This is a genomic window from Arthrobacter sp. BG5 (assembly GCF_056680155.1).
In genome coordinates this window covers 2,987,106-3,009,934 of record NZ_CM155268.1, presented here as the reverse complement: position 1 = coordinate 3,009,934, position 22,829 = coordinate 2,987,106, and the positions used below count along the sequence as shown (strand labels likewise).

The window sequence follows — 22,829 nt, the reverse complement described above, 5'->3', positions numbered from 1 at the left end:
TTCCGAGGGGTTCTAACCCGCCCTAAGTGAGAGAGCAACGTAGCAGGGCCCAGCCACAGGGTGCGCCTTCCACGGTGCCGAGGCACATCCGGGTTAAACAAAAGCAGGGCCCGTCCGAAGACGGGCCCTGCTCGAAACCTAACGGTCCCGGGTATCTAAAGAATTAGACAGCCTGGATGTTGGTGGCCTGAGGACCCTTGGGGCCCTGCTCGGTTTCGAAGGAGACCTTCTGGTTCTCTTCGAGGGAGCGGAAGCCGGAGGAGTTGATCGCGGAGTAGTGCGCGAAAACGTCCTGCGAGGAGTCATCGGGGGAAATGAAGCCGAAGCCCTTTTCAGCGTTAAACCATTTGACGGTACCAGTAGCCATTATTTTTGTCCTTCGTGAAGGTGGAGGAACTGTCCCGACTTTCGGGTCCTCCTGTTTGGGGTGCTCAAAACCGCTGCTTCAGAAGAACACGGACTTTCGACCGTGCGTACTGCCTGAACTACGAACTGCATAAACACAACAACAGGATCAACACTACAGCAGTTTTCCGGCCCGGATGACCAAACGTCACATTCGGGCTCCGGTTGCCCCCTGCGGGAGCCCACTAGGAGACGGATTCCCGTGCACGGTCGGAGGCCGGGTCCGACGACGTCGGCGCTCCTTGCGGGCGCAGGTCGCCGCCCAGCCGGGCGCTAGCTGCGTTGCCGGGCGCCGACGACGTCGTCCCCGCCGCGGTCTCGACGCCGGATCCCGCCGGGCTTTCGGCGCGGTCACTGCGACCAAGGCGGCGCTCCACCGCACGCCCGGTAGCGGCGGAGAGCCGCTGGGCGGGCTGCTCCACGAAGCGGTAGAACAGCTCCGCGGCCCCGAACGAGGCAACCGCGGAGACGGCGAGCGCCAGCGGAAGCGAGACGGACCGCAGCAGGGTGCCGCCGGCCAAGATGATCGGCAGGTGCACCAGGTAGAGACTGAAGGAGATCCGGCCCAGCCATTGGGCGACGGCGGTGTCTCCGAGCTTCTTCGCCGGGCTGCACAGCAGGAACACGAGGACGAGCAGCGTCGCGCCGACAGTCACAAGCGCCTCAACGCCCTTCACCGGCCTCTCGGGGCTGAACCATTCCGCGTTGGCCAGCAGCAGCCCGGCAGCGGTCACCGGGAGCCAGACGACGCGGGGCCATGACCGGGTCAGCTCACGGATACGATCACGCTCGGCCCCGAGGATCGCGCCAATGGCGAAGATCGGCAGGTAGATCAGCCAGTCAATGTGCTGCACCGCGCCCACCGCGGCCAGGCCCACGACGATGCCCAGCTTCAGGTGCCAGAAGCGCCGCCAGCGCAGGGCAACAAAGACGTACGCCGGCAGCAGCAGGGAGAACAGGACTTCCCACCTGAGCGTCCACAACGGCGTGTTGACAGTGCTCGCGCCCAGCAGGAGCAGGCTGTCCTTGGCCACCCGCGCCAGGCTCGGGTCCACCACATACATGTCCGCCCACGAGCTCTGCAACGGCGACACCGTGCGGGGAACCATCACAATCAACGCGACCGCCACGGCCAAGGCCGCCCAGGCCGGCAGGTAGAGGCGCAGCAACCGCTTGGCGTAGTACGTGGCCCAGCGGGTGGCCGCGCCCGCCCTGGTGAACGGCAGGATCAGGACGAAGCCGGAGAGCACGAAGAACACGTGGACCGCGGGGGTGCCGTTCCAGAGCAGATGCAGCGGGGAGAACACCGCCCACATTTCGCCCGTGTTCAGCGGCGCGGAGCGGTCGTCGAAGACCACCTCCCCGATTCCGGGGACGACGGAGAGCAGATGGCACGCGACCACGACCAAGGCGGCGATCCCGCGGAGGCCGTCCAATTGGGTGACTCGTGTTTGACCAGACTGATTCGCCATCAGCCCCATGTTACCAGTTCGTTACATTCGGACGGCGGCTGGACGGTGGCTGGACGGTGGGGAGCGTGCCTGCGCTTCTCGATCAGATGGGGGCCGTGTAAGGGCCAGGTGCCGGGGGTAGCCTACAGAGACAACGAGCGACATCCGAGATGAAATGGACGGTCACCCATGCACGCCGTGCTCGAATACTCCTACGCGGACGACTACCTTCAAACCCGGGAGAAATACCGCCCGGGTCACCTCAAGGCGGCGTGGGAAGCCGTGGAACGGGGAGACCTTTGGCTCGGCGGAGCTGTGGGCGACGGGCCCTTCACCGGGTTGCTCGTCTTCACCGGCGAGAACGCCCTCGAGGCGGCCAGAGCTTTCGCCGCCGTCGATCCCTATGTCGCCGGCGGCGTCGTAACGTCGTGGACGGCCCGCCCCTGGACCACGGTGGTGGGACACGAGGCGAGCACCCCCGTCCGCCCGTAGATCGGCGGCCCCGGCTTCCCGCCGTCGTCCGTTCTGACCGCGCGGGACCGGCAGCCGCGTCCGCACGCGTCTAATCCGGGCGGACGCGGGGGCGACGGCGGGCGGCCGACGGCGGTTACTCGTCTAGGAGCGCACGTCCTCGTTTGCGTCTACGGACTCGGCGATCCGCTTGATCGCGGCGAGGGTCTTCGGGATGCCGTCCAGGGCCTGCTGGGTCCGATCGGTGATTTGGGCGGCCGCCCCATCCCCGAATTTCTCGCCGAACATGGCTATCCCCTCGGGCAGGAACTCCCACGTTTCGCTCAGGACGGTTCCGGAGTCGGTCGGCGTGATGGTGAAGCCCCACCGGACGAACTTGCCGCCCACCACCCAGGCGAATTCGCGACCGCGCTCGGCAGCCACCACCTGCGACCGGGTCTCCCACGTCCGCTGTGGGAGCTCGTTACGGCCGGTGAACCAGGCACCGACGCGGCCGGCGCTGTCCTGGTCGTCCCACCAGCATGACGTACACACCGGGCTCCACTCGCCCGTGCGGGTGATGTCCGAGACTAGGTCGTAGAGCGTCTCGGCTGATGCGTTGACCGTAACCGATTCCTGATATTGGCGGATGCTGCTCTGATTCATGGAGTCCATCCTTACAGACGCTTCCCTCTTCCGGGCGGCGGACGGTTCCCCAGCGTCCTCACGGCGGCCTGTACCGCACCGGGCGGCAGGCATATCCTGCAGGAAAAGCCAGTTCGTGGCCCGCAGCGTCCCGGAGGTACCGATGGAAATGCCCAAAGCGTCCGACGCCGACAAGGAGCACTTCCGCTCGGTGATTCCGGACCACCCCGGGGTGGTCATCAAACCGATGTTCGGAAACCTCGGCGCGTTCGTGAACGGCAACATGTTCGCCGGCCTGTTCGGCCCCACCATCGGCGTGAAGCTCTCCGCCGCCGACAAGGAGACGCTCGAAAGTACCGAGCGGACGGTACCGTTCGGGCCGGCCGAACGTCCCATGGGCGGCTACACCGGCTTGCCGGAGATCTGGAACGGCGAGGGCGACGGCGATGAGGCGAGGGCAAGGGCCTGGGTGGAAAAGGCTTACGAGAACGTGGCCGGGCTGCCGCCGAAGGCGCCCAAGGCTCCCAAGTCCCCCAAGGTTCCGAAGAAGTAGCCATGCCCTCCCCCGGTGCAGGCCCAGTCCACGAGGTCGACACCCTAGTGATCGGCGCCGGGCAGGCCGGCCTGGCCACCAGCTACTGGCTGGGCCGGTCCGGCGTCGAACATCTACTGCTGGAACGGCGGCCGGAACTGGGCGGCGCCTGGCAGGACCGCTGGGATTCGTTCTACCTGAACACCCCGAACTTTTCGTTCCGGCTGCCGGGGCTGAGCTACGACGGTCCCGAGCCGGACGCCTTCCTCCCCCGGGACGCGGTGATCGCGCTCTTCCGTGACTATGCATCGCGGATCAGTGCCCCGGTCCGGCTCGGCACGGAGGTGACCCGGGTCGGCGTCGTCGACGGACGGTTCACGGTGGAGACCAATCAGGGCCGCTGGCACGCACGGAACGTGGTCCTCGCGAACGGCGCTTTCCAGCGGCCGCGGATTCCGGCGTCGGCCGCCACACTCCCCCGGCACATCCGTCAGCTGCACAGCCACGACTACCGCAACGCGCGGCAGCTCCCTGCCGGCGCCGTGCTGGTGGTGGGGACCGGGCAGTCCGGCGGCCAGATTACCGAGGACTTGCTCGACGCCGGCCGGGAGGTCCACCTTTCCGTCTCCGCCTGTCCCGAGGCTCCGCGGCGGTACCGCGGCCGGGATGTTTTCTACTGGATCCTGCAGGTCAACCTGCACGGCCCCGGGTTCGGCATCAACGGCCTCCAGGGGGACCAGCTGTCCTCACCGGCCGCGCGTTTCATGTGCAACCCGCTGATTTCCGGCAACGACGGCGGCCACAGCATCCACCTGCGGGCGCTCGGCCGTCGCGGCGTCCGCCTGCACGGCCGGTTTGAGGGAGCGGACGACGGCGTCCTCGCCTTCAGCGATGACCTCCCCGCACGCCTCGCTCTGGTGGAGGCGGGGTTCGGTGCGCGGCTGGGGCGGATGGCCGACGCCTACATCGCCGCGGCCGGTATCAGCGCCCCGCCCGCAGAGCCCATGCCGACGGACGACTGGCTGCCGGCAGAATCGGGGGCGCGGCTCAACCTGGCTGCCGAGGGTGTCACGTCGGTCATCTGGTGTACCGGCTACGGCTTGGACTTCGGCTTCCTGGACGTGCCGGTGCTCGACGAGTGGAACTACCCGCGGCACAGGCGCGGCGTCACCGAGGTCCCGGGCCTCTATGCCGTGGGACTGCCGTGGCTCACGAAGCACCTGTCGGCCACGCTGTCCGTGGTCGGCGACGACGCGGAGTTCGTGGCGGGGCACATCGCGGGGCGGTGACGCGATGTTTTACAGGCTCCAGGCTCTACGGATGCACCAGCACCTTCACGGCCGTGTCCTTGTGGTTGATGAGGGTGTCGAAGCCCTGCTCCACGAGGTCGTCCAGCGCGATCCTGCCGGTAATGAACGGCTTGAGGTCCACCTCGCCCTCCTGCACCATCTTGATGACCGCGGGATGGTCGCGGACGTAGGCGATGGTGCCGCGCAGGTCGATCTCCTTGAGCACGAGCTTCTGCATGTCCACGGTGGCGGGCGCGCCCCAGATGGACACGTTGACCACCACTCCCCCGGGCCGGACGGCGTCGAGCATGGTGTCCAGCACCGCGTTCACGCCCGCGCATTCGAAGGAGACGTCGGCGCCGGTCCCGCCGGTGAGTTCCAGCACCCGGGCCGGGACGTCCTCCTGGCTGGGGTCCAGCACATGGTCCGCCACGCCGCTGGAGACGGCTTTCTCCTTCCGCGCCTGGGTCAGTTCGCTGATGATCGTGGTCACGCCCATGCCTTTGAGAACGGCCGCGGTCAGCAACCCGATAGGACCTGAGCCGCCCACCAGGGCGACGTCGCCGGCCTTGGCGCCGCTGCGCGCCACCGCGTGGTGCGCCACGGAGAGCGGCTCGATCAGGGCCGCCTCATCCAGGGGAATGTCGCCGATGGGGTGAACCCACCGCCGGTCCACCACGATCTTTTCGCTGAGCCCGCCCCCGCCGCCGGAGAGCCCGATGAAACCCATCTGCCGGCACAAGTGGTAGCTGCCGGCCTGGCACATGTCGCAGTCGCCGTCCACGAAATACGGTTCGACGACGACGTTGTCGCCCACCGCGATCCCCTCCACCCCGTCGCCGACCTCGGAGACCGTTCCGGAGAACTCGTGCCCCAGGGTCACCGGTGACTCCTCGTGCGAGAGGGGGTGCGGGTGCCCCGGTGCGGGGCAGAAGATGGGGCCTTCCAGGTATTCGTGCAGGTCAGTGCCGCAGATACCGCACCACGCGACGTCGATCTTCACCGCGCCGGCACGAAGCTCCGGCTCCGGGATGTCCTCGATCCGGATGTCCTTGCGGCCATGGAAACGTGCTGCCTTCATGATGGTCCTTCCGTTCGGTGAGTGCGGCGGTCTTTAAAAGCCCGGCGCCTTTGGGAGGCCGGGCCGCGCCCGCTCATCCTCCCACCGGGCGACGGCGTGCGATAGGGCCATCGGGCGGGGGACCCGACCCAATCTCGCAGGTCTTGTCACACAGTTAACTGGCCATTCATATCGCCCACGCACGCTGTCAACCCGCCGTGAATACCGTGGCGGGCATGGACAACATTTCGCGCAGATCCGTTCTTTCCGCCGGCCTCGGGGCCGGACTCGTCGCCGCCTGGCCGGGTGCCGCCGTCGCCGTTTCCACCGCGGACGACGCCGGCCTCCGCACCGATCCCTTCCAGCTCGGCATCGCTTCCGGCGAGCCGTGGCCGGACGGCTTCGTGATCTGGACCCGACTCGCGGTGGACCCGGTGGCCGGGGACGGCCTGGGCGGGATGCCGTCGCGCAACGTCGCGGTGGCGTGGGAAGTGGCGGAGGACGCGGGGATGCGCACGGTGGTGGCCCGCGGCGTCGAACAGGCCCGGATCGAAACCGCCCACTCGGTGCACGTGGAGCTGCGCGGCCTGCGGCCGGGACGCGAATACTTCTACCGGTTCCGCACCGGCCGGCACCTCAGCCCGGTGGGCCGGACCCTGACCAGCCCGGCACTGCACGAGACGCCGGCGGCGCTGGCCATGGCGTTCGCCAGCTGCGCGCAATACGAGCACGGCTACTTCACCGCCTACGCCCGGCTGGCACAGGATCACCCGGACCTGGTGCTGCATCTGGGCGATTACCTGTACGAGTACAAGAAGAACAGCTACGTGATCGGCGGTGGCAACCCGCGCGACCACGCTGGCCCGGAGACCGTGAACCTGGCCGGCTACCGGCAGCGACATGCACAGTACAAGGCCGACGCCGACCTGCAGGCCGCGCACGCGGTGGCGCCGTGGCTGGTCGTGTGGGACGACCACGAGGTGGACAACAACTGGGCCGACGACGTGCCGGAGAACCGGGATCCCGGACAACTGAACGACACCACCGAGCATTTCCGGCAGCGCCGGGCGGCGGCGTTCCAGGCGTACTACGAGAACATGCCGCTGCGGGCCTCGTCGGTGCCGGCGGGCGCCGACATGAAGATCTATCGGAAGCTGCAGTGGGGCCAGCTGGCCAACTTCCACATGATGGATACCCGGCAGTACCGGGATGACCAGCTGGCCGGCGACGGCTGGCGGAAGAACGTCGCCGAGCGGCTGGCCGAGGACCGCACCATCACCGGCGCCGAGCAGGAGAAGTGGCTGCTGGACGGGTTCAAGAACTCCACCCAGCGCTGGGACATCCTCGGCCAGCAGGTCTTCTTCGCCGAGCGGGACCGGAACCAGGCACCGGAGATCGACAACGTCTCCATGGACGGCTGGGACGGCTACGCCGCGTCGCGCCGCCGCATCACGCAGGGCTGGGTGGACGCCAACGTGCGCAACGCCGTCGTCCTCACCGGCGACGTGCACCGCAACTGGGCCAACGACGTCAAAATCGACTACAAGAACCCGGCCTCCCCCGTGGTCGGCTCGGAACTGGTCTGCACCTCCGTCACCTCCACCGGCGACGGCACCGGCTCAACCACGGACGCAACGATGGCCTGGAACCCGCACCTGAAGTTCACCAACGACAACCGCGGCTACGTGAACACCCGCATCACCAGGGACGCGATGACCGCTGACTTCCGGACGCTGGACTATGTCACGACGCCGGGCGCTCCGGTGAGCACGAAAGCCTCGTTCGAGATTCGGGACGGGGCGCCGGGGCTGCAGTAGCGGGGCAGGGGCCTGTACCCGGCGCGGCGGCGGGCATATCCTGCGGTTACCTACTCCTTCCACCTGTTTCGGGAGGTGCCCATGGAGATGCCCAAGGCATCCGACGCCGACAAGGAACACTTCCGCGCGATCATGCCCGACCGCCCCGAGGTAGCCATCAAGCCGATGTTCGGCAACCTCGGGGCATTCGTGAACGGGAACATGTTCGCCGGCCTGTTCGGTCCCACTGTCGGGGTGAAGCTGGGCGCGGCGGACAAGGCGACGCTCGAAAGCACGGAGCGGACCGTTCCGTTCGGGCCGGCCGAGCGGCCGATGGGCGGCTACACCGGGTTGCCGGAGGTCTGGAACGGCGACGGCGGCGACGAGGCGCGGGCCAGGGCCTGGGTGGAAAAGGCGTTCGAGCACGTGGCGGCCCTCCCGCCGAAGGCGCCCAAGGCCGCGAAGAAGTAGCCATGCCCTCCCGCGGCGCGGAACCCGTTGAAGAGATCGACACCCTGGTGATCGGCGCGGGGCAGGCCGGCTTGGCAACCAGCTACTGGCTGGGGCGGCACGGCGTCGAGCATGAACTGCTGGAGCGGCGGGACGCGCTGGGGGGCGCCTGGCAGGACCGCTGGGATTCGTTTTACCTGAACACCCCGAACTTTGCCTTCCTGCTGCCGGAGCTTAGCTACGACGGTCCCGAGCCGGACGCCTCCCTCCCCCGGGACCAGGTGATCGCGCTCTTCCGCGACTACGCCGCGCGGATCAAGGCGCCGGTCCGGCTCGGCACGGAGGTAACCCGGGTCGGCGTCGTCGACGGCCGCTTCACGGTGGAGACCAATCAGGGCCGCTGGCACGCACGGAACGTGGTCCTCGCGAACGGCGCCTTCCAGCGTCCGCGGATTCCGGCGTCGGCCGCCACACTCCCCCGGCACATCCGTCAGCTGCACAGCCACGATTACCGCAACGCCCGGCAGCTCCCCGCCGGCGCCGTGCTGGTGGTGGGCACCGGGCAGTCGGGCGGGCAGATCACCGAGGACCTGCTCGACGCCGGCCGGGAGGTCCATCTGGCCGTCTCCACCTGTCCCGAGGCTCCGCGGCGCTACCGCGGCCAGGATGTCTTCCACTGGATCCTGCAGCTCAACCTCCACGGCCCCGAGTACGGCATCAACGGCCTCCAGGCGGAACAGCTTCCCTCGCCGGCGGCCCGCTTTTTGTGCAACCCGCTGATCTCCGGCAACGACGGCGGCCACAGCATCCACCTGCGCGACCTCGGCCGCCGGGGTGTCCGACTGCACGGCCGGTTTGAGGGCGCGGTCGACGGCGATCTCATCTTCAGCGACGATCTCCCCGCACGCCTCGCCTTGGTGGAGGCGGGGTTCCGCGAGCGGCTGGGGCGGATGGCCGACGCCTACATCGCCGCGGCAGCCATCGACGCCCCGCCGGCGGAGCCCTCGCCGGCGGACAACTGGCTGCCCGCAGATACGGGGGCGCGGCTCGATCTGGCTGCCGAGGGTGTCACCTCGGTGATCTGGTGCACCGGCTACGGCCTGGACTTCAGTTTCCTGGACCTGCCGGTGCTGGACGCGTGGAACTACCCGCGTCACCGCCGGGGCGTCACTGAGGTCCCGGGTCTCTATGCCGTGGGCCTTCCCTGGCTCACCAAGCATCTCTCCGCCACGCTGTCCGTGGTGGGCGATGATGCGGAGTTTGTGGCGGGGCACATCGCAGGGCGGTGAGCGGGCTGCGGCCGGGGCGGTGAACGGGCTGCGCGCCGCCGTCGCGTCGGCCCCCGGCTAGAGGCAGGCGGGCTGGTAGGCCGGATCGGCAGGGCCGGAGACCTGTCCCAGGGCATGCGCCACGAGCTGGTGCACCACGGGGTCGTTCGGCGTCTGATCGTGCTCGAAGACGTCGGCGGGGCACTTGTCCTGGATGGTGATGTTGGTGACCTGCTTCGCCGTGCCGCTAAGGAACTGGCTGTTGTAGGGAATGACCACCTCGTCGTAGACCGTGGAGAGCACCGTGTACGACGGTCCGGCAACGGTGTCACCGATGGAATTGAGCTGCTGCATGAAGGCCGACCCCGCCTGCTGGTCGGCGCAGGACGCGCAGTTCAAGGCGGTGTACTCCGGCGGAGGGACGAAATCCGGCGGCGGGACGATCAGGCCTTTCGTGCCGTGGTTGGAGGGTGCGATGCCCACCAGGTGATGGACGTACTTCGCTCCGCCGAGGAAGCCCATGTAGTAGCGGGGCATCATGCCGCCCTGGCTGTGGCCCACCAGATCCACTTTCTTGGCGCCGGTGGCGGCGCGGACCGCGTCCACGAACGGAGCCAGTTCCTTAGCGGAGTCGGCCACCGGCGCGGTGGCGTAGACGCCGTTGGTTTCACCGTAGTTGAGCGCGAACACGCAGTACCCCTGGCTCTTCAGGTAGGGCGAGAGGGTGGACCAGTTCTTGGCCATGCTTTCGAAGGTGCCGGGCACCAGGATGACGGGATAGGGGTGCTCAGCGGACGGCTTGCAGGTCCAGTCGTTGGCGCCAGGCGGGGCGACATCGAGAGTGTCTGCTTGGGCCGGCGCGGCGGAGAGGGAAGCGGCGAGGACCGCGGCGGCGGCGATGGACAGGGCTCTGGTGAGCAGCGACATGGAAACCTCTTTGTTCGTGTCGGCGAGTGGTGCCAGATGGTGTTCTTTCGCAACCGGGGCTTGGCCTCGGTCTTCAAATCCTAGGCAGCCCGCAGGCCGGCAGGACCATGGATTTGCACGGATGTGCAGGATTATCGGCCCGCGGTCGGGTCCTCCCCGGGCCGCGGAAACGGGTGCTTCGCGGTACGAAGTTACTGGTCAGTAGCTTTTTGCGCGTCCGTGGCCCGACGTGTGGGCAGTTGTGAGCTGTTGCACAAATGTGCATCCGGGGCGGTCGCGAACTTCCGGACCGGTAACGCGGCGCAGCCGACAGAAGCCGCCCGCGCGCCCCACTTGCCGCTGAGCCTCCGGGCCGGTGATGATGAGCGGTAGCGCACGACGCGCTACCGGCTCGGGGTGTGGGGATCCCCTTAGCTGGCATAGCGCCCCAGAAGGCTTCCGTTGCTGCACTTTCCTTCCGCCAATTCGGCCGCCCACCGACCGTCTCTCCGCGATCTCGCCCGGCTGGAGGAGCTGCTCGATAACGACGTATGGGCCTTCAGCAACTGCCGGGTGGATGCAAAAGACAATGGAGGAACGGGATGTGCAGAAGCCTCGTCCGATTGCTGTCCTGCCCTCTGGGTCATCCGATCGCCGAACTAATCACCAGGCCAGGCGAGCTGCAGAACGGGCATCCTGACGCGATCGTCAAACGGTGCTGCGCGAACAAATGGGAGATTTGGGCCACCGACGCCTGAGCTCCTCGGCATCCCACGGTAGCTGTCGATCAACCGCATGCCACCAGTGCACGACGGTTCCGGTGGTTTCTTTGTAGTTAGTTATCAAACGCAGTCACTCTGTCTCTTCCGGAGGCTGGCGCACGAGCTGCATCTCTTGGTACGCGCCGTACCGTCCGGTTCTCAGCTGAACGTCGCCTATCCGCCAGCCCCGTTCAACCGCTTCAGGGTGCAACTGGGTGAGAACTTCGCTGCCGGCACACAAGCCCACCTCCGTAAAAGCATCTGCACCCTCGACGTTGGCGGTCAGACCCCACGAGCTGGCGCCCAGGTGGAACTTTAGCGAGATGCCGACCGCTTTAGCTTGCGGACCAATGAACAGTTCGTCTCCCCAAGGGAACGTCGAGACCGGGACAAAATCCGAATCTGACATCCCATGCAAAACACCTTCCACGGCGCCGCGCCACTCTGAACGGGGAACCTTGTCCAAACCGAGCGCACAAATGAAACGTGGGGCTTCCGACCTCTCGGCGATAGCCAGGTATCGGCCAGAGTCCATCGCCACCATCCGCAGCACGGCACCGGAAGTCAATTTCCAAGAGATGTAAAACGCATTTTCATAGTACGTATGCTCCGCAATCGCTCCCAGCCGTGATTTCTTGCGGGGTGTGGATGATTCCTTCTTCCTGATTGTTCGGATGCTGCCGGGGCGACCCTCAACAGCGTCGGACACGGCCAATACGAGAGCGTCCATCACCTCCTTGGTGACGCTCTCAGATTCCGCCAGGACGTCGTACTTGCCGATGGGTCCCAGCCCGCCTAGCCGTAACCTCACGACCTGCCATCCGACGCCCGCGAGAAGGTCGTTGCGTGTCTTGTCTTTTTCCTCGTCGCCAGCGTGTGTATAGGCCGGGTCGACCTCAACGCATACCTTTGCCTTGGAGATAAGGATGTCCGGCGTCAGAACCGGAAAGTTGTTGCGCTGTGGTTCATGACCGCACTGAATCGCACTCCGGAGCTTATGGACTGCAAAGCCTGCAGCGACAAGCTTGTCTCTCACCTCCTGTTCCGTCTTAGAGGTCAAGAGATTACGAGATTGGATGACCGAGCCTGCGGGATATTTAGGACCCGAAGCTTTCATTGTTGGCGCCGTGTAGTCAGTTCTTCCCGCTCGCCAGCATGCGCGACACATCGCTTGGTTCTCGACGCCGGGCCGGGCAATCACCGCGTGACCACAGTCGAGGGTCACCCGGCCATACATGCGTTCTTCCACACAGTTCAGACAGGCCCGCGATCCGCCGGCTTTCTGACGCCACCCCGATGCAGCACCACACTGAACCACAGCGGACTCAACGAACCTGTGCCCCTCGGAACAAATCCACCGAACCTTTACCGGGGACGTGGCTGGAATTTCATGCGGCCCGAACCGATTATCGTCGTCCCACATGTCCAACACTTCTTGGTGCCTCGCCGCCACAGTAACTTCGGGTTTGGGAGCACGCCGGGCAAGACCCAACAGGGAGCGCTCCTCCGGTGTAAGTATCGGCCAGGCTTCAAGTGCTTTCACAGTCCCCCAAATCAAGATCCGAACGTGCAAAACTCTGCTCAGACCGATACTAGGCGAGGGCGCCGACAAAATGACCGCGACGCCGGGAGACCTCACAGTGGGGGCCGAGCGAGACTACGCCCGTCGAGCTCCGGCAACACGACACTGTTTAGGATCCGCCGGCGAACGGGCGAAGCTGTGGCATCGTCAAAACATGAACGCACCGGACCACACACCCCATGTCCTCCGCCTGCAGGCATGGGAGACACTTCGAGACTCCCACGCCGCCTACATCTCAGGCACATCGCGGGCATACGACGAGGTCCTCACCGAGGTCGCAGACCGAATTCGCGCGACGGCCAGCATCGGCAAGGCCGACATCGGGGCCTTGCTGTTCTGGAAACGCCTGCGCGCGGATACACCCTGGGTCCGCGAGCTGATGGTCAAGTCCGAAGATGAAGTCAGGGAAATAACGGAGAAGGCCGTGTCTGCCGTCACCGATGTGTCACTACCCGTACCTAAGGCGGCTTCTGCCGGCCGGGCAGCGCTCTCGCCTCTTCCTGGATTCAAAACGGGAGATGCACTCGCTTCAGCCCTTCTGCTAGCCGCGGCTCCCGAACGAATGGCGATATACGACGAGCGTGCCCAAACCGGGCTGGAGACCCTAGGCCTCTCGCTCTCCCCTGCCCGCGGGCGGTATGGACGATACATGGAACTGGTCGAAGATCTGCGGTCGACGGCAAGCCGGTACGGGCACACTTGGTCCGCGAGGGATGTCGATACCGCACTGTACTGGCTCGGCGGTACGGGCCGAAGCCCGGAACCATTGCGTGATGATCAGTTTTCTTGACCTCCTAAATTCCCGCTGCACGACCCACTGGTAGCCCAGCTTGAAATGGCCGGTTTGCCGCTCCGTGTACGGATCCAAATACGGGCACTCAAGGTCAACGGTCACCTCTGACGTCGTCAGGTCACGCCTACACTCAGAGTTGTGGCTACATATGAACCTGCCGAACTCGCTCGGGAACTCGGCTATACCGGTGAGCACCGCCCGGGGAAGGTAGTCCGGCATTATCTTCGCAAAAGAATACCCGGATCATCCGAAGTACCAGCAGCGTTCTGTTTAAGAACAGGCTGTTTAAGAGTAAATGTCGTGAGACGGTCGCTCCGGTAGGCCGCCCGAACTTCGTCCTCCTTTGGGTCTTCCTCATCAGGGGTCGGCCGGGAGGGAACGCCCCCAACACGTCTTCGATTGTGGGGCAAGGGCGGGGCATGAAGAGCTCGCCGCTTATGCGGGCAATCTGACGCGCCCTTGTTCCGTCGCCCCCTCGATCACGCCCTGCCGGAGCTGGGCGCATCAATCGCCAAGTTCCATGATGCGGTTGATGGCTGTGACCTCAATCCGGGCGGCCTTGGACGTTTGGCCTCCTCGGTGTTGTTCCCACGCGACACACTCGGCTTTAAAAAGAGTGTTGATCTGAGCAACCTTTGGGTTAGGTGGCCGGGATTGGCAGCTGGGAGCGGGCAAAAGTCCCACTTCAAGTGTCCGGCGCTCGTCCAGACCCGTGAAGGAGCTGCAGTTCCGAGGAGGTCTCTAAGGCTCGTCACACACCCTGTTGCGGTCCCTCTGCGGCACGGTCTGCTCGCCACTTGAGAAGTCCTTCGGTAGCGAGTCGTCTGCGATCGTGGCGGGAAGCGGTTGTTCCATCAGGCAATCCGTGGCGTATGCCCGGGCCTTCCAAGTCCGCCGATACCAACACTTCTAAGGGAACACTGGCCACCAGTTTCGCGATGTCAAAGAATAGGTCTGTTGCTGGAGCCCTGTAGTCCGCGACCAGCCGAGCTGGGAAAACAAACTTGGAAGCCAGTGCGGAAAGTGATAAGCCGCCACTTTGTAGCGCTTTAGCTGTCTGTTCTTGCAGGTGACCTAAACCTTCCAGGCTCAAGATGGAATTCCACACGTCGAGAACTTCTTGGTCGGAGGTATCGGCATCCTCCCTCTGCCATTCTGATATAAGCCATGAGGCGGCAATGGGGGTCCATCTGCTCGCAAGATCATCGGCGAACGATGCGACAGGGGTGGACGCCTCCTCTGGAGCCGTTGAAAATTGCGCTTCTCGAGCGTGGTCCGAGTTCAATGCTGCCACTCTTGTGAGCACTACCCCGAGGGCGGCGGGCCGTTCAATTCTTTGAATGAGTTCATCAACGTCTTCCTCCGCCCATACCTGCTGCCGTTCTACAAGCTGCTCCAGCCAAGCGAGTTTCAAGTGTGCTGGATCGGCTACGGCGTGGTAGTCAAGCGGATCTCCGGATAGGGCGGAGCTAAGGAAGTGGACCAACCGACTGGTGTCAGTCTCGTACGGTGTATGGCGCTTGCCTTTTCGAACGGCTAACATCTGCACCTCCGGGAAGGGATGGTCGAACGTTTCGGTGCAGGACGCACCAACTGGAACTGCGCCATCCATAATCCGGTGGAGGTCCTTTTTCACGGCTATGTCGGAAACGTCGCCCACTGGCAGCGAGAAATTAAAATAACGATCGAAGTATTCCTGGTCATAAGCGCGGTAGGAGCCCCCCAGGCCGAAGGAGGCGAACTCGCGAGGCACGGAACGCGGAAAAATGTGCCAGATCATGTCTACCAGATCGCCCGCTACCTCCTTCGTGTAGCCACAGTTCTCCACTAGCCGCAACCACTCGCTTGGGGTCGTCTTCTCCCCATGCTGTCTGACCGTAAGGCGGTCTTTCCAAAGCGGAAGCTTGTTGTACAAATCAGGGAAAAATAGCCGCAGGAAGGTGAGTGCAAGAAAATCGGCTGCATCGACATTTCCCTCGGCAAGGGTGAGGAAAGTCTTGGCCTGAAGGGCATACCGGTGACAGGCTCTGGGCGTAACCAGCGTCGTCCACATGTGGTCCCTGTAGAAAGACTCGAAGCGTTCCCGGGCGTTCACCTGGAAGACGTGAGCAGATGCCTCGTCCAGTATCGGATTCAAATGCCCGAACACAATGCCCTGCAGGAAACCCTGTTGGGGCGCTGGCAGATCAAGAGGATATTGAACGATCTTCTCTAAGTAGTCCTCAGCTGCGGGTCTCTCCGTGCCTAGGGCAATGCGCAGGGTGTTAATAGTTGAGTTCCTGTCGAAGGCAAGCAGGTAGTTGACACGCGGGAAGCGACCTAACAGCCGAACTGTCTTCATGAGGAGCAATAATTCCTTGGGCTGAAGACGGTCAACATCGTCCACTAGGACCAATACCTTGACGCTGGCCTGGCGTATCGCCTTAGCGAGAGCCTTAAAATCTGAATCCCAAGACTTGCTCGGCAGAAGCGCTGTTAGGGCCTCAGACGCGGCACCGCCAAAATCCGGCAAGGCCTTCAGGGCAGGGGCACTCCTGCTCAGCAATCCAGTTGCCTTCGTGCGAATATTTTGATGCGACCCCTTGGGAAACGCTTCAAGGATGGCCGCATAAAGTTCCGATAGCAGGCCCGCGTCATCATTAAAGGACCATGGATTGAACTTAACGACTTTGACGGAACTGTTCAGTTCTCGGGCGACATAATGCAGGACGGTTGTTTTGCCTGAGCCCCAGGGGCCCACCAACCCTAGAACCGTGCTGTCATTGCTGTCGGCAAGGTTGTTAATGAGACCGGCCACCGTTTTGACGAATGGTTGGCGGTCAAGTTTGTCGTCGCTTGGATCTTTGAGCGGCGCGTCGGCCCACGGTTCAATCACAAGGGTGAGTCTATGCGCCCGAGCTCTTGGCCACCGCCGTCGTCGTTACAGGTAGTCCCCGGCGCGTTCCCGGGCGATTTCGAGCAGCGTGGAGTGGAAGGCGACCTCCGCCGGGGCGTAGACCTTGTCCTGGCGCTGGGCCAGCAGCACGCGCCGCAGGGGCGCGGCGGAGCCGAGGCTGATCACCCGGACGTCGGGGTGCTGCAGGGCCACGGCGGTCTTGGGCACCATGGCCACGCCCATGCCGACGCTGACCATGGCCTGCGCCTCCTGGTAGTCGTTGGCGAGGAAGCCGATGGTCGGTTCGAACCCGGCCTCGTGGGCGGAGCGCTGCAGCACCTCGACGACGGGGTGGGCCTCGGCCCGGACAATCCAAGATTCCTTGCGGAGCTCCTCCATCCGGATCTCGTCGCGGTCGGCCAGCGGATGGCTGCGCGAGACCAGCAGGACCGTGCTTTCCTGGAACACCTCCGTGATCCGGATGGAATCGTCCTGGAACCGGTTCCACGGGTAGTCCCAGAGCAGGCACAGCCCGGTCACCCCGGACTGCAGGTCGCTGACCAGGTCATCGAAGCGCGCGCTGCGCAGGGACAGGCCGATGGCCGGGTACCGCTTCTTGAACGCCCGGATGACCAGCGGGAGGAAGGACCCGGCGAGCGTCGGGAAGGTTCCGACGGTCAGGGAGCCGCGCTTGAGGCCGGCGATCTGGTCCAGGTCGGACTGCGCTGCGCGCATCTGCCCGATGATCTTGCGCGCGTGGCCGGCGAGGACCTGCCCGGCCTCAGTGGGCACCACCCCGCGGGAGCGGCGGTTGAGGAGCGGCTGCCCGACTTCCTGCTCGAGTTTCCGCAGCTGCTGCGAGACGGCGGAGGGCGTGTACATCATCAACTCGGCCGCGGCGGTAATGGATCCCTGTTCGACCACCTCCACCAGCAGGGCGAGGCGCCGGATGTCGAACAATTCCTGGTCAGCATCGTTAAGCAACGCTTTGCCCTTCTGTTGAATCGGTTAATTCTACACACTCCCCCGCTAACTAGCGCCGCTAAGCGCCCCATTCTCGACGCCAGAACGCCCATGGACGGGGGCCGAACGCTGTCGCGCCACTGAATGAAGCATCGCTACAGTCCTATGCAGAAATCTAACCTTGTCTTCATTTGTGATCTGGATCAATCTCGAATCAAGCCCTTGAACACCTCGGGGCAGGACCGAAGCAAGGAACAGACCATGAAGATCGAAGCGGAGTGGATGCGCGGAGGCACCAGCAAATGCTGGGTCTTCGAAACAGGCCAACTGGACGAGACCGGGACCAGCCCGGACGTGCTGCTGCCCCGGCTGTTCGGCAGCCCCGACCACCGGCAGATCGACGGCGTCGGCGGCGCCACCTCCACAACCAGCAAGGCGATGATCCTGCACCGCCCCGCCGACGCCGGCGTCGACGTCGAATTCACGTTCGCCCAGGTGGGCATCGAGGAAGCCGCCGTGGACTGGGGCAGCAACTGCGGCAACTGCTCCGCCGTCGTCGGCCTGTACGCGATCGAAAAGGGCTGGGTGGTCCCCGACGGCGACGTCACCCGGATCGTCACCCGCAACACCAACACCGGCCAGATCATCATCCAGCGGGTGGCGACGCCGGCCGGCGCCCTGCCGATCGTCCCGCAGGCCCAGATGCCCGGCGTCCCGTTCCCCGGCTACCGGGTGGGGCTCGGCTTCCTCGACCCGGCCGGCAAGACCACCGGCCGGCTGCTTCCCACCGGATCCGCCACGGACACCATCGTCGCCGGCGGCACCCGCTGGACCGTGTCCCTGGTCGACGCCGGAGCACCGGTCGTGATGCTGCGCGCGGAGGACCTGGGCCTGGACCCGGAGCGCCATAGCAGCTGGACCGCCGGGCTGGAACTGCAGCTGGACACCCTGGACCACATCCGCCGCCAGGCCGCCGTGCGGATGGGGCTCGCGGCAACCCCGGCCGAGGCGGCCCGCGCCGTCCCCAAGGTCGCCGTCGTCGCCGCCCCGGCGCGCTCCGACGCCGAGTCCGACGTCGCCGTCGTCATGCTCTCGATGGGTAAGCCGCACCCGGCCCTGGCCATCACCGGAAGCATCGCCCTGACCCTCGCGGCCAGCACCCCGGGCACCCTGCTGGCCGAGATCACCGGCGGCACCGCAGGCCCCACGCTGCGGCTGCGCACCCCGGCCGGGGTGATCGAAACCTGGAGCGAGGAACGGGACGGGCAACTGCTGGTCGGCGTCGACCGCACCGCCCGCACCATCGCCACCACCACCATCCACCTTCCCGAGGCCCTCGGCGCCGCCGTCGACGCCTCCTTTGCCAGCGCTACTCGATGAGGAGAAAGCATCATGACTAACATCGCAGAAAAGACTGCAGAAGAAACCGTTGAAAAGGCACCGCAACCGGCCCCACCCGGCGACACCCGCGTCGAGCCCTCCCGGCGTCCGGACCGGCGCCGCCGTATCCTGCTGGTGACGGTGGCCGCGATCGCTGTCCTGGGCCTGGTCGCCATCCTGTTTGGAGGTGGCCTGTTCAACCCCGCGGCCGCCCCTGAATCGGAGCCGACCATGACCGCCACCCAGATCATCCCGCTCGTCATCCTTGTGGTGATGTTTGTCGTCGCCACCAAATGGCCGCTGAACATCGGCGTCATGGGGCTGGTGGCGTCCTTCGGCGTCGGCTACTTCATGCTCGGCATGAGCGACAAGGAAATCCTGGAGGAATTCCCGGCCAGCATCGTCCTGACGATCATCGGCGTGACCTACTTCTTCAGCATGGCGCAGCGGAACGGGTCCATCGACATCATCGTCCAGACCTGCGTGCGACTGGTCCGGGGCAAGACCATGCTGCTGCCCTGGGTGTTCTTCCTGCTGGCCGCGGCGCTGACGGCGCTGGGCACCTTCTCCCCCGCCGCGGTGGCGCTGCTGGCTCCGGCGGCCCTGGGTCTGGCGTACGAATCGCGGATCCACCCGGTGCTGATGGGCGCCTTCGTGATCAACGGCGCCCACGCCGGCGGCTTCTCCCCGCTGTCCGTCGCCGGTGTCCTGGTGCACGACATCGCCCTGAAGAACGGCTTCCCCATCTCGCAGGGCTCGCTCTTCCTGGCCAGCTTCGCGCTGAACTTCATCCTCTCCGCGCTGACCATCGTGCTGTTCGGCCTGCTGGGCAAGCTGCGCGACAAGCACGCCAACGAATACGCCGGGCTGGAGACGCCCCGCACCGGCCGCCCGAGCGGACAGCAGCTCTTTACCCTGGTCCTCATCGCCGCGATCCTGGTCTGCACGCTGGGCTTCCACATGCCGATCGGCTTCGTGGCCCTCTCCGCCGGCCTGCTGCTGGCGTTCGTCAACATCAAGGAACACAAGACCTTCATCGGGGGCGTGTCCTGGTCCACCGTCCTGCTGGTGGCGGGCATGATCACCTACGTCTCGCTGCTCCAGCACGTGGGCGTCATCGACACCCTCGCCGAGATGGCCCTCGCTCTAGGAGCGCCGCTGCTGATCGCCCTGGTGCTCTGCTACGTGATCGGCGTCGGCTCCGCGTTTGCATCCTCGACGGCGCTGCTCACCGCGTTCATCCCGATGGCCGGCCCGCTGCTGGCCACCAGCTCGCTCAGCGCCTCCGGCACCGTCGCGGCCCTGGCCATCGCGGCCACCGTGGTGGACGTCTCCCCCTTCTCCACCGACGGCGCCCTGGTAGTGGCCAACGCCCGCGACAACGACCGCCAGCGCGTCTACCGCCAGCTCATGATGTACGCCGGCGGCGTGGTCCTCGTGGCCCCCGCACTGGCCTGGGTGTTGCTGGTGCCGACCGGGGTTATGTAGGCTCGCTCCGACGGCGCAAGAGGCAGGCCGGCTTGTGAACTGCTCCCCGAAAGTTGGACTGAGAATTCAGTTCTGACTTTCGGGGAGCAGTACATGTTTAAGAGCAGTTCATTATCTGAGGCCCAGCGCGAGGCCGCGGTAGCGTTGTTTGAGGCGGGCTGGGGCGACAGGGCCGTGGCGAACCGCCTTGGAGTTAGCAGAAAGCCAGTCAGTCGTTTGCATGACCGCTGGCGAGTGCGTGGAGGATCGACGCTGGTGTATAAACCCACGAAGCGGGTGTTTTCGTTCGAGTTCAAGCTCGATGTTGTTCGGCGGTATCTGGCCGGAGAGAACCGGGTGGCTCTCGCGAAGGAATTGGGGTTATCTTCCCCGGAGCTGATTCGTAAGTGGACGCAGCTTTACCGGGACCAGGGCGAAGACGGGCTTCGTCCGCGGGCCAAGGGCCGCCCGAAGGAAAGTCCGGGCGCCGCGGGCAAACCCGAATCGGAGCTTCAGCGCCTGCGCCGTGAAAACGAGCGTCTGCGCGCAGAGGTTGCCTTCCTGGGAAAAGTACAGGCCTTGAGGGACGAGGAGCGGCGGTAAAGGTCCGCGCCGTCATCGCCCTCAAGGCCGAACACCGCCTCGAGCTGCTTCTGGATGTTGCCGGGCTGGCCCGGTCAACGTTCTTCTATCACCAAGCCCGTCTGCAAGCACCTGATCCCCAGGAGCAGCTCAAGGCCGATATCACGGACATCTTCAAGAAGAACCACGGCAGATATGGGCACCGCCGCATCCACAGTGAGTTGCTTAAGCAAGGCTGGACGGTTGCGAAGAAGACCGTGTTGAAGGTGATGCGTGTCCTCGCGCTGGTCTGCAAGGTCCGGCGGAAGAAGCGCTACAACTCCTACAAAGGTGAACAGGGCAGGATTGCCCCGAACCTCCTGAACCGCGAGTTCGAGGACGCTGCACCGAACCAGAAGTGGGTCACGGACGTTACCGAGTTCAGCGTTGGAGACCGCAAGCTCTACCTCTCACCGGTCATGGATCTCTTCGACCGGCAGATCATTTCCTATTCCATCGGGACGTCCCCAAATCTCTCCCTCACCAACTCTTCGCTGGAGCGGGCCCTGACCTGTCTTCAACCTGGCCAGCAGCCGCTGGTGCATTCGGATCAGGGATTCCAGTACCAGCACGTCTCCTGGCGCAGGCTACTCGAGGGCGCTGGCGCCGTGCAGTCAATGTCCCGCAAGGCCAACTGCCATGACAACGCGGTGATGGAGAATTTCTTCGGCCACCTCAAGGAAGAGCTCTTCCACCGGGTCCGCTTCATCAGCACCGAGGCCCTGGCCGCGCAACTAAACGAGTACATCCGCTGGTACAACAACGAACGTATCTCGACAAAGCTAAAGGGCCTGAGCCCGGTGCAATACCGGGCCCAGGCCCTCGCGGCTTAGGATCTTATTTAGCCAGTCCAACTTTCGGGGACCAGTTCACTTTTTGCACAGCCGGCCTGCCTTTTGGTTTGTTGTGATGCGAGCAGATTTGGCACCCCACCGGTCCCGTTCAGGTGCGGCTCCATCATCTGAAGGACACAAACCAACTCCCGGTCCGGCCGGATCCTGGGGTCCGGCGAGTGCCAGATCAGCCGCAGCCAGATGGGGCCGATGAAGTCGCTGCAGTCCTAAATTCGACCAACGGGCTAGCGTCGGTCTCAGCCGCCGCGGACGCGCGAGTCCTGTAAACCTGTCGCATCATGCGACTGCATCATGCATCGACAGGCACCCAGCGCAGAAATGGCTCTCGCGCTTCAGCAAGTCGACCATCTTCGGCTCCGGCGGCCACACGCTCGCATGCGCCGGGCCACCGCGACTGAGGAGGACGCGGAGCACCTGTTAGTATCCCCCTCATGATCCCACCCGAGGTCTCGCCGCAAGTGGAAGCGGCCATCGCCGCTCTGTCAGGGGAGCGTTGGCCCGTTGCACAGGCGAAGGGCCGCGTGCGACCCGTTCCCGGCCTGTACGCCATTTATGGCGACGCCGAGGCATGGGCCGCCCTGGGCCTCGACCCGAAGCCTGGCTCCGCGCTGTACGTCGGCAAGAGCGAGGATGACCTTGTGAGCCGGGAACTCGACACCCACTTCGCGGCCAGCCCGACCAAGAAGCCGCGTACGGGCAGTTCGACGGTACGGCGGTCGTTCGCCGCACTGCTGCGCGACGCTCTCGACCTTCACGCGGTTCCCCGCAACCCCGATAAGCCAAACCACTTTTCGAACTACGGGCTCACGCCCGCTGGAGATACCCGGCTCACGGCCTGGATGCACGAGCGCCTATCGCTCGCAGTGTGGGAGAGACCCCCATTGCTCGCGCAGGCACTCGCAGAGGTTGAGGTCGCAGTCATCCACCGCTGGATACCGCCACTGAACATTATGCACAACCCTCGGCTGCGCCGTGCGCGCGAGGCGATGACCCGGGAGGCATCAGGCTCGCAAGTCGGGGAGGCGTCCACGGTCGGGGCCTCCACGCCCCTGCCTCGCCAGTCTGCCAAGGCCCGCGCCGCAGGAGCACGTGGACTCACACCGGTCGAGCTAGCACGCGAGATCGGCAAGAGCCCTAAGACGATCCGGCAGGCACTCCGAGACAGGTACGGCAAGCTGCCGTTTGAGGGCGATCGCTGGGGCCCTCTCACACCCGAGCAGGAGGGTTACCTTCGCTCCCGCTTCCATTGATTGGAGCTTGCTGGTAGGGGAGTCACAGTGC

At 65.0% G+C, this 22,829-nt stretch carries 20 protein-coding genes; 12 read left to right on the top strand and 8 right to left on the bottom strand.

Going from position 1 to position 22,829, the window contains the following annotated elements:
• Positions 1-163: 163 nt before the first annotated feature.
• A complete protein-coding gene (locus tag AC1MBE_RS13935; protein WP_479779107.1) occupies positions 164-367 on the bottom strand; it encodes a cold-shock protein in 204 nt (67 codons plus the stop codon).
• Positions 368-590: 223 nt separating this feature from the next.
• The gene (locus AC1MBE_RS13930) at positions 591-1,877 is read right to left on the bottom strand and encodes an acyltransferase family protein (RefSeq protein WP_479779106.1); all 1,287 of its coding nucleotides are present in this window, start codon (positions 1,875-1,877) and stop codon (positions 591-593) included.
• Positions 1,878-2,045: 168 nt separating this feature from the next.
• Between AC1MBE_RS13930 and AC1MBE_RS13925 the strand changes: the two genes are divergently transcribed.
• Positions 2,046-2,348: a YciI-like protein gene (locus AC1MBE_RS13925; RefSeq protein ID WP_479779105.1), complete on the top strand. Its 303-nt coding sequence runs from the start codon at positions 2,046-2,048 to the stop codon at positions 2,346-2,348.
• Between the two features lie 123 nt (positions 2,349-2,471).
• On the opposite strand, the gene AC1MBE_RS13920 is transcribed toward AC1MBE_RS13925, so the two are convergent.
• Positions 2,472-2,972, bottom strand: a complete 501-nt coding sequence (locus AC1MBE_RS13920; RefSeq protein WP_479779104.1) for an SRPBCC family protein — start codon at positions 2,970-2,972, stop codon at positions 2,472-2,474.
• A 142-nt stretch (positions 2,973-3,114) separates the two neighbouring features.
• Here AC1MBE_RS13920 and AC1MBE_RS13915 point away from each other — a divergent pair, with 142 nt between their 5' ends.
• Both AC1MBE_RS13915 and AC1MBE_RS13910 read left to right on the top strand, forming a co-directional pair.
• Positions 3,115-3,504, top strand: a complete 390-nt coding sequence (locus AC1MBE_RS13915; protein WP_479782613.1) for a TfoX/Sxy family protein — start codon at positions 3,115-3,117, stop codon at positions 3,502-3,504.
• Positions 3,505-3,506: 2 nt separating this feature from the next.
• Complete coding sequence (locus AC1MBE_RS13910) at positions 3,507-4,772, top strand: flavin-containing monooxygenase (RefSeq protein ID WP_479779103.1); 1,266 nt, start codon at positions 3,507-3,509, stop codon at positions 4,770-4,772.
• Between the two features lie 25 nt (positions 4,773-4,797).
• Here the strand turns inward: AC1MBE_RS13910 and AC1MBE_RS13905 are convergent, their stop codons facing one another.
• Positions 4,798-5,853 carry a 2,3-butanediol dehydrogenase gene (locus AC1MBE_RS13905; RefSeq protein WP_479779102.1) on the bottom strand — a complete coding sequence of 352 codons (1,056 nt, stop codon included), beginning with the start codon at positions 5,851-5,853 and terminating at the stop codon, positions 4,798-4,800.
• A gap of 215 nt (positions 5,854-6,068) precedes the next feature.
• On the opposite strand from AC1MBE_RS13905, the gene AC1MBE_RS13900 reads away from it, so the two are divergent.
• The 3 genes from AC1MBE_RS13900 to AC1MBE_RS13890 all read left to right on the top strand — a co-directional run bounded on the left by AC1MBE_RS13900 (position 6,069) and on the right by AC1MBE_RS13890 (position 9,367).
• The gene (locus tag AC1MBE_RS13900) at positions 6,069-7,649 is read left to right on the top strand and encodes an alkaline phosphatase D family protein (protein WP_479779101.1); all 1,581 of its coding nucleotides are present in this window, start codon (positions 6,069-6,071) and stop codon (positions 7,647-7,649) included.
• A gap of 81 nt (positions 7,650-7,730) precedes the next feature.
• On the top strand, positions 7,731-8,099 hold the full coding sequence (locus AC1MBE_RS13895) for a TfoX/Sxy family protein (protein ID WP_479779100.1): 369 nt from the start codon (positions 7,731-7,733) through the stop codon (positions 8,097-8,099).
• Positions 8,100-8,101: 2 nt separating this feature from the next.
• On the top strand, positions 8,102-9,367 hold the full coding sequence (locus AC1MBE_RS13890) for a flavin-containing monooxygenase (protein WP_479779099.1): 1,266 nt from the start codon (positions 8,102-8,104) through the stop codon (positions 9,365-9,367).
• Between the two features lie 57 nt (positions 9,368-9,424).
• Here AC1MBE_RS13890 and AC1MBE_RS13885 read toward each other — a convergent pair whose 3' ends face one another.
• Both AC1MBE_RS13885 and AC1MBE_RS13880 read right to left on the bottom strand, forming a co-directional pair.
• Positions 9,425-10,273 (bottom strand): esterase/lipase family protein, encoded by an 849-nt coding sequence (locus tag AC1MBE_RS13885; RefSeq protein WP_479779098.1) that lies wholly within the window; start codon positions 10,271-10,273, stop codon positions 9,425-9,427.
• A gap of 831 nt (positions 10,274-11,104) precedes the next feature.
• On the bottom strand, positions 11,105-12,262 hold the full coding sequence (locus tag AC1MBE_RS13880) for a DUF559 domain-containing protein (protein ID WP_479779097.1): 1,158 nt from the start codon (positions 12,260-12,262) through the stop codon (positions 11,105-11,107).
• A 487-nt stretch (positions 12,263-12,749) separates the two neighbouring features.
• On the opposite strand from AC1MBE_RS13880, the gene AC1MBE_RS13875 reads away from it, so the two are divergent.
• The gene (locus AC1MBE_RS13875) at positions 12,750-13,385 is read left to right on the top strand and encodes a hypothetical protein (RefSeq protein WP_479779096.1); all 636 of its coding nucleotides are present in this window, start codon (positions 12,750-12,752) and stop codon (positions 13,383-13,385) included.
• Positions 13,386-14,139: 754 nt separating this feature from the next.
• On the opposite strand, the gene AC1MBE_RS13870 is transcribed toward AC1MBE_RS13875, so the two are convergent.
• Complete coding sequence (locus AC1MBE_RS13870) at positions 14,140-16,263, bottom strand: KAP family P-loop NTPase fold protein (protein ID WP_479779095.1); 2,124 nt, start codon at positions 16,261-16,263, stop codon at positions 14,140-14,142.
• Positions 16,264-16,308: 45 nt separating this feature from the next.
• On the bottom strand, positions 16,309-17,247 hold the full coding sequence (locus tag AC1MBE_RS13865; protein ID WP_479779094.1) for a LysR substrate-binding domain-containing protein: 939 nt from the start codon (positions 17,245-17,247) through the stop codon (positions 16,309-16,311).
• Positions 17,248-17,487: 240 nt separating this feature from the next.
• Between AC1MBE_RS13865 and AC1MBE_RS13860 the strand changes: the two genes are divergently transcribed.
• From AC1MBE_RS13860 to AC1MBE_RS13840, 5 genes are all read left to right on the top strand, one after another.
• A complete protein-coding gene (locus AC1MBE_RS13860) occupies positions 17,488-18,606 on the top strand; it encodes a PrpF domain-containing protein (RefSeq protein WP_479779093.1) in 1,119 nt (372 codons plus the stop codon).
• A 231-nt stretch (positions 18,607-18,837) separates the two neighbouring features.
• Positions 18,838-20,094, top strand: a complete 1,257-nt coding sequence (locus AC1MBE_RS13855; protein WP_479782611.1) for an SLC13 family permease — start codon at positions 18,838-18,840, stop codon at positions 20,092-20,094.
• Positions 20,095-20,187: 93 nt separating this feature from the next.
• Complete coding sequence (locus tag AC1MBE_RS13850) at positions 20,188-20,676, top strand: helix-turn-helix domain-containing protein (protein WP_479779092.1); 489 nt, start codon at positions 20,188-20,190, stop codon at positions 20,674-20,676.
• Positions 20,677-20,690: 14 nt separating this feature from the next.
• The gene (locus AC1MBE_RS13845; protein WP_479782609.1) at positions 20,691-21,527 is read left to right on the top strand and encodes an IS3 family transposase; all 837 of its coding nucleotides are present in this window, start codon (positions 20,691-20,693) and stop codon (positions 21,525-21,527) included.
• 452 nt (positions 21,528-21,979) lie between these two features.
• Positions 21,980-22,798 carry a GIY-YIG nuclease family protein gene (locus AC1MBE_RS13840; RefSeq protein WP_479779091.1) on the top strand — a complete coding sequence of 273 codons (819 nt, stop codon included), beginning with the start codon at positions 21,980-21,982 and terminating at the stop codon, positions 22,796-22,798.
• Positions 22,799-22,829 lie beyond the last annotated feature (31 nt).

Coding starts and splice junctions, on each gene's coding strand:
- AC1MBE_RS13935 (WP_479779107.1), bottom strand. CDS start 367: ATGGCTACTGGTACCGTCAAATGGTTTAACGCTGAAAAGGGCTTCGGC.
- AC1MBE_RS13930 (WP_479779106.1), bottom strand. CDS start 1,877: ATGGCGAATCAGTCTGGTCAAACACGAGTCACCCAATTGGACGGCCTC.
- AC1MBE_RS13925 (WP_479779105.1), top strand. CDS start 2,046: ATGCACGCCGTGCTCGAATACTCCTACGCGGACGACTACCTTCAAACC.
- AC1MBE_RS13920 (WP_479779104.1), bottom strand. CDS start 2,972: ATGAATCAGAGCAGCATCCGCCAATATCAGGAATCGGTTACGGTCAAC.
- AC1MBE_RS13915 (WP_479782613.1), top strand. CDS start 3,115: ATGGAAATGCCCAAAGCGTCCGACGCCGACAAGGAGCACTTCCGCTCG.
- AC1MBE_RS13910 (WP_479779103.1), top strand. CDS start 3,507: ATGCCCTCCCCCGGTGCAGGCCCAGTCCACGAGGTCGACACCCTAGTG.
- AC1MBE_RS13905 (WP_479779102.1), bottom strand. CDS start 5,853: ATGAAGGCAGCACGTTTCCATGGCCGCAAGGACATCCGGATCGAGGAC.
- AC1MBE_RS13900 (WP_479779101.1), top strand. CDS start 6,069: ATGGACAACATTTCGCGCAGATCCGTTCTTTCCGCCGGCCTCGGGGCC.
- AC1MBE_RS13895 (WP_479779100.1), top strand. CDS start 7,731: ATGGAGATGCCCAAGGCATCCGACGCCGACAAGGAACACTTCCGCGCG.
- AC1MBE_RS13890 (WP_479779099.1), top strand. CDS start 8,102: ATGCCCTCCCGCGGCGCGGAACCCGTTGAAGAGATCGACACCCTGGTG.
- AC1MBE_RS13885 (WP_479779098.1), bottom strand. CDS start 10,273: ATGTCGCTGCTCACCAGAGCCCTGTCCATCGCCGCCGCCGCGGTCCTC.
- AC1MBE_RS13875 (WP_479779096.1), top strand. CDS start 12,750: ATGAACGCACCGGACCACACACCCCATGTCCTCCGCCTGCAGGCATGG.
- AC1MBE_RS13860 (WP_479779093.1), top strand. CDS start 17,488: ATGAAGATCGAAGCGGAGTGGATGCGCGGAGGCACCAGCAAATGCTGG.
- AC1MBE_RS13855 (WP_479782611.1), top strand. CDS start 18,838: ATGACCGCCACCCAGATCATCCCGCTCGTCATCCTTGTGGTGATGTTT.
- AC1MBE_RS13850 (WP_479779092.1), top strand. CDS start 20,188: ATGTTTAAGAGCAGTTCATTATCTGAGGCCCAGCGCGAGGCCGCGGTA.
- AC1MBE_RS13840 (WP_479779091.1), top strand. CDS start 21,980: ATGATCCCACCCGAGGTCTCGCCGCAAGTGGAAGCGGCCATCGCCGCT.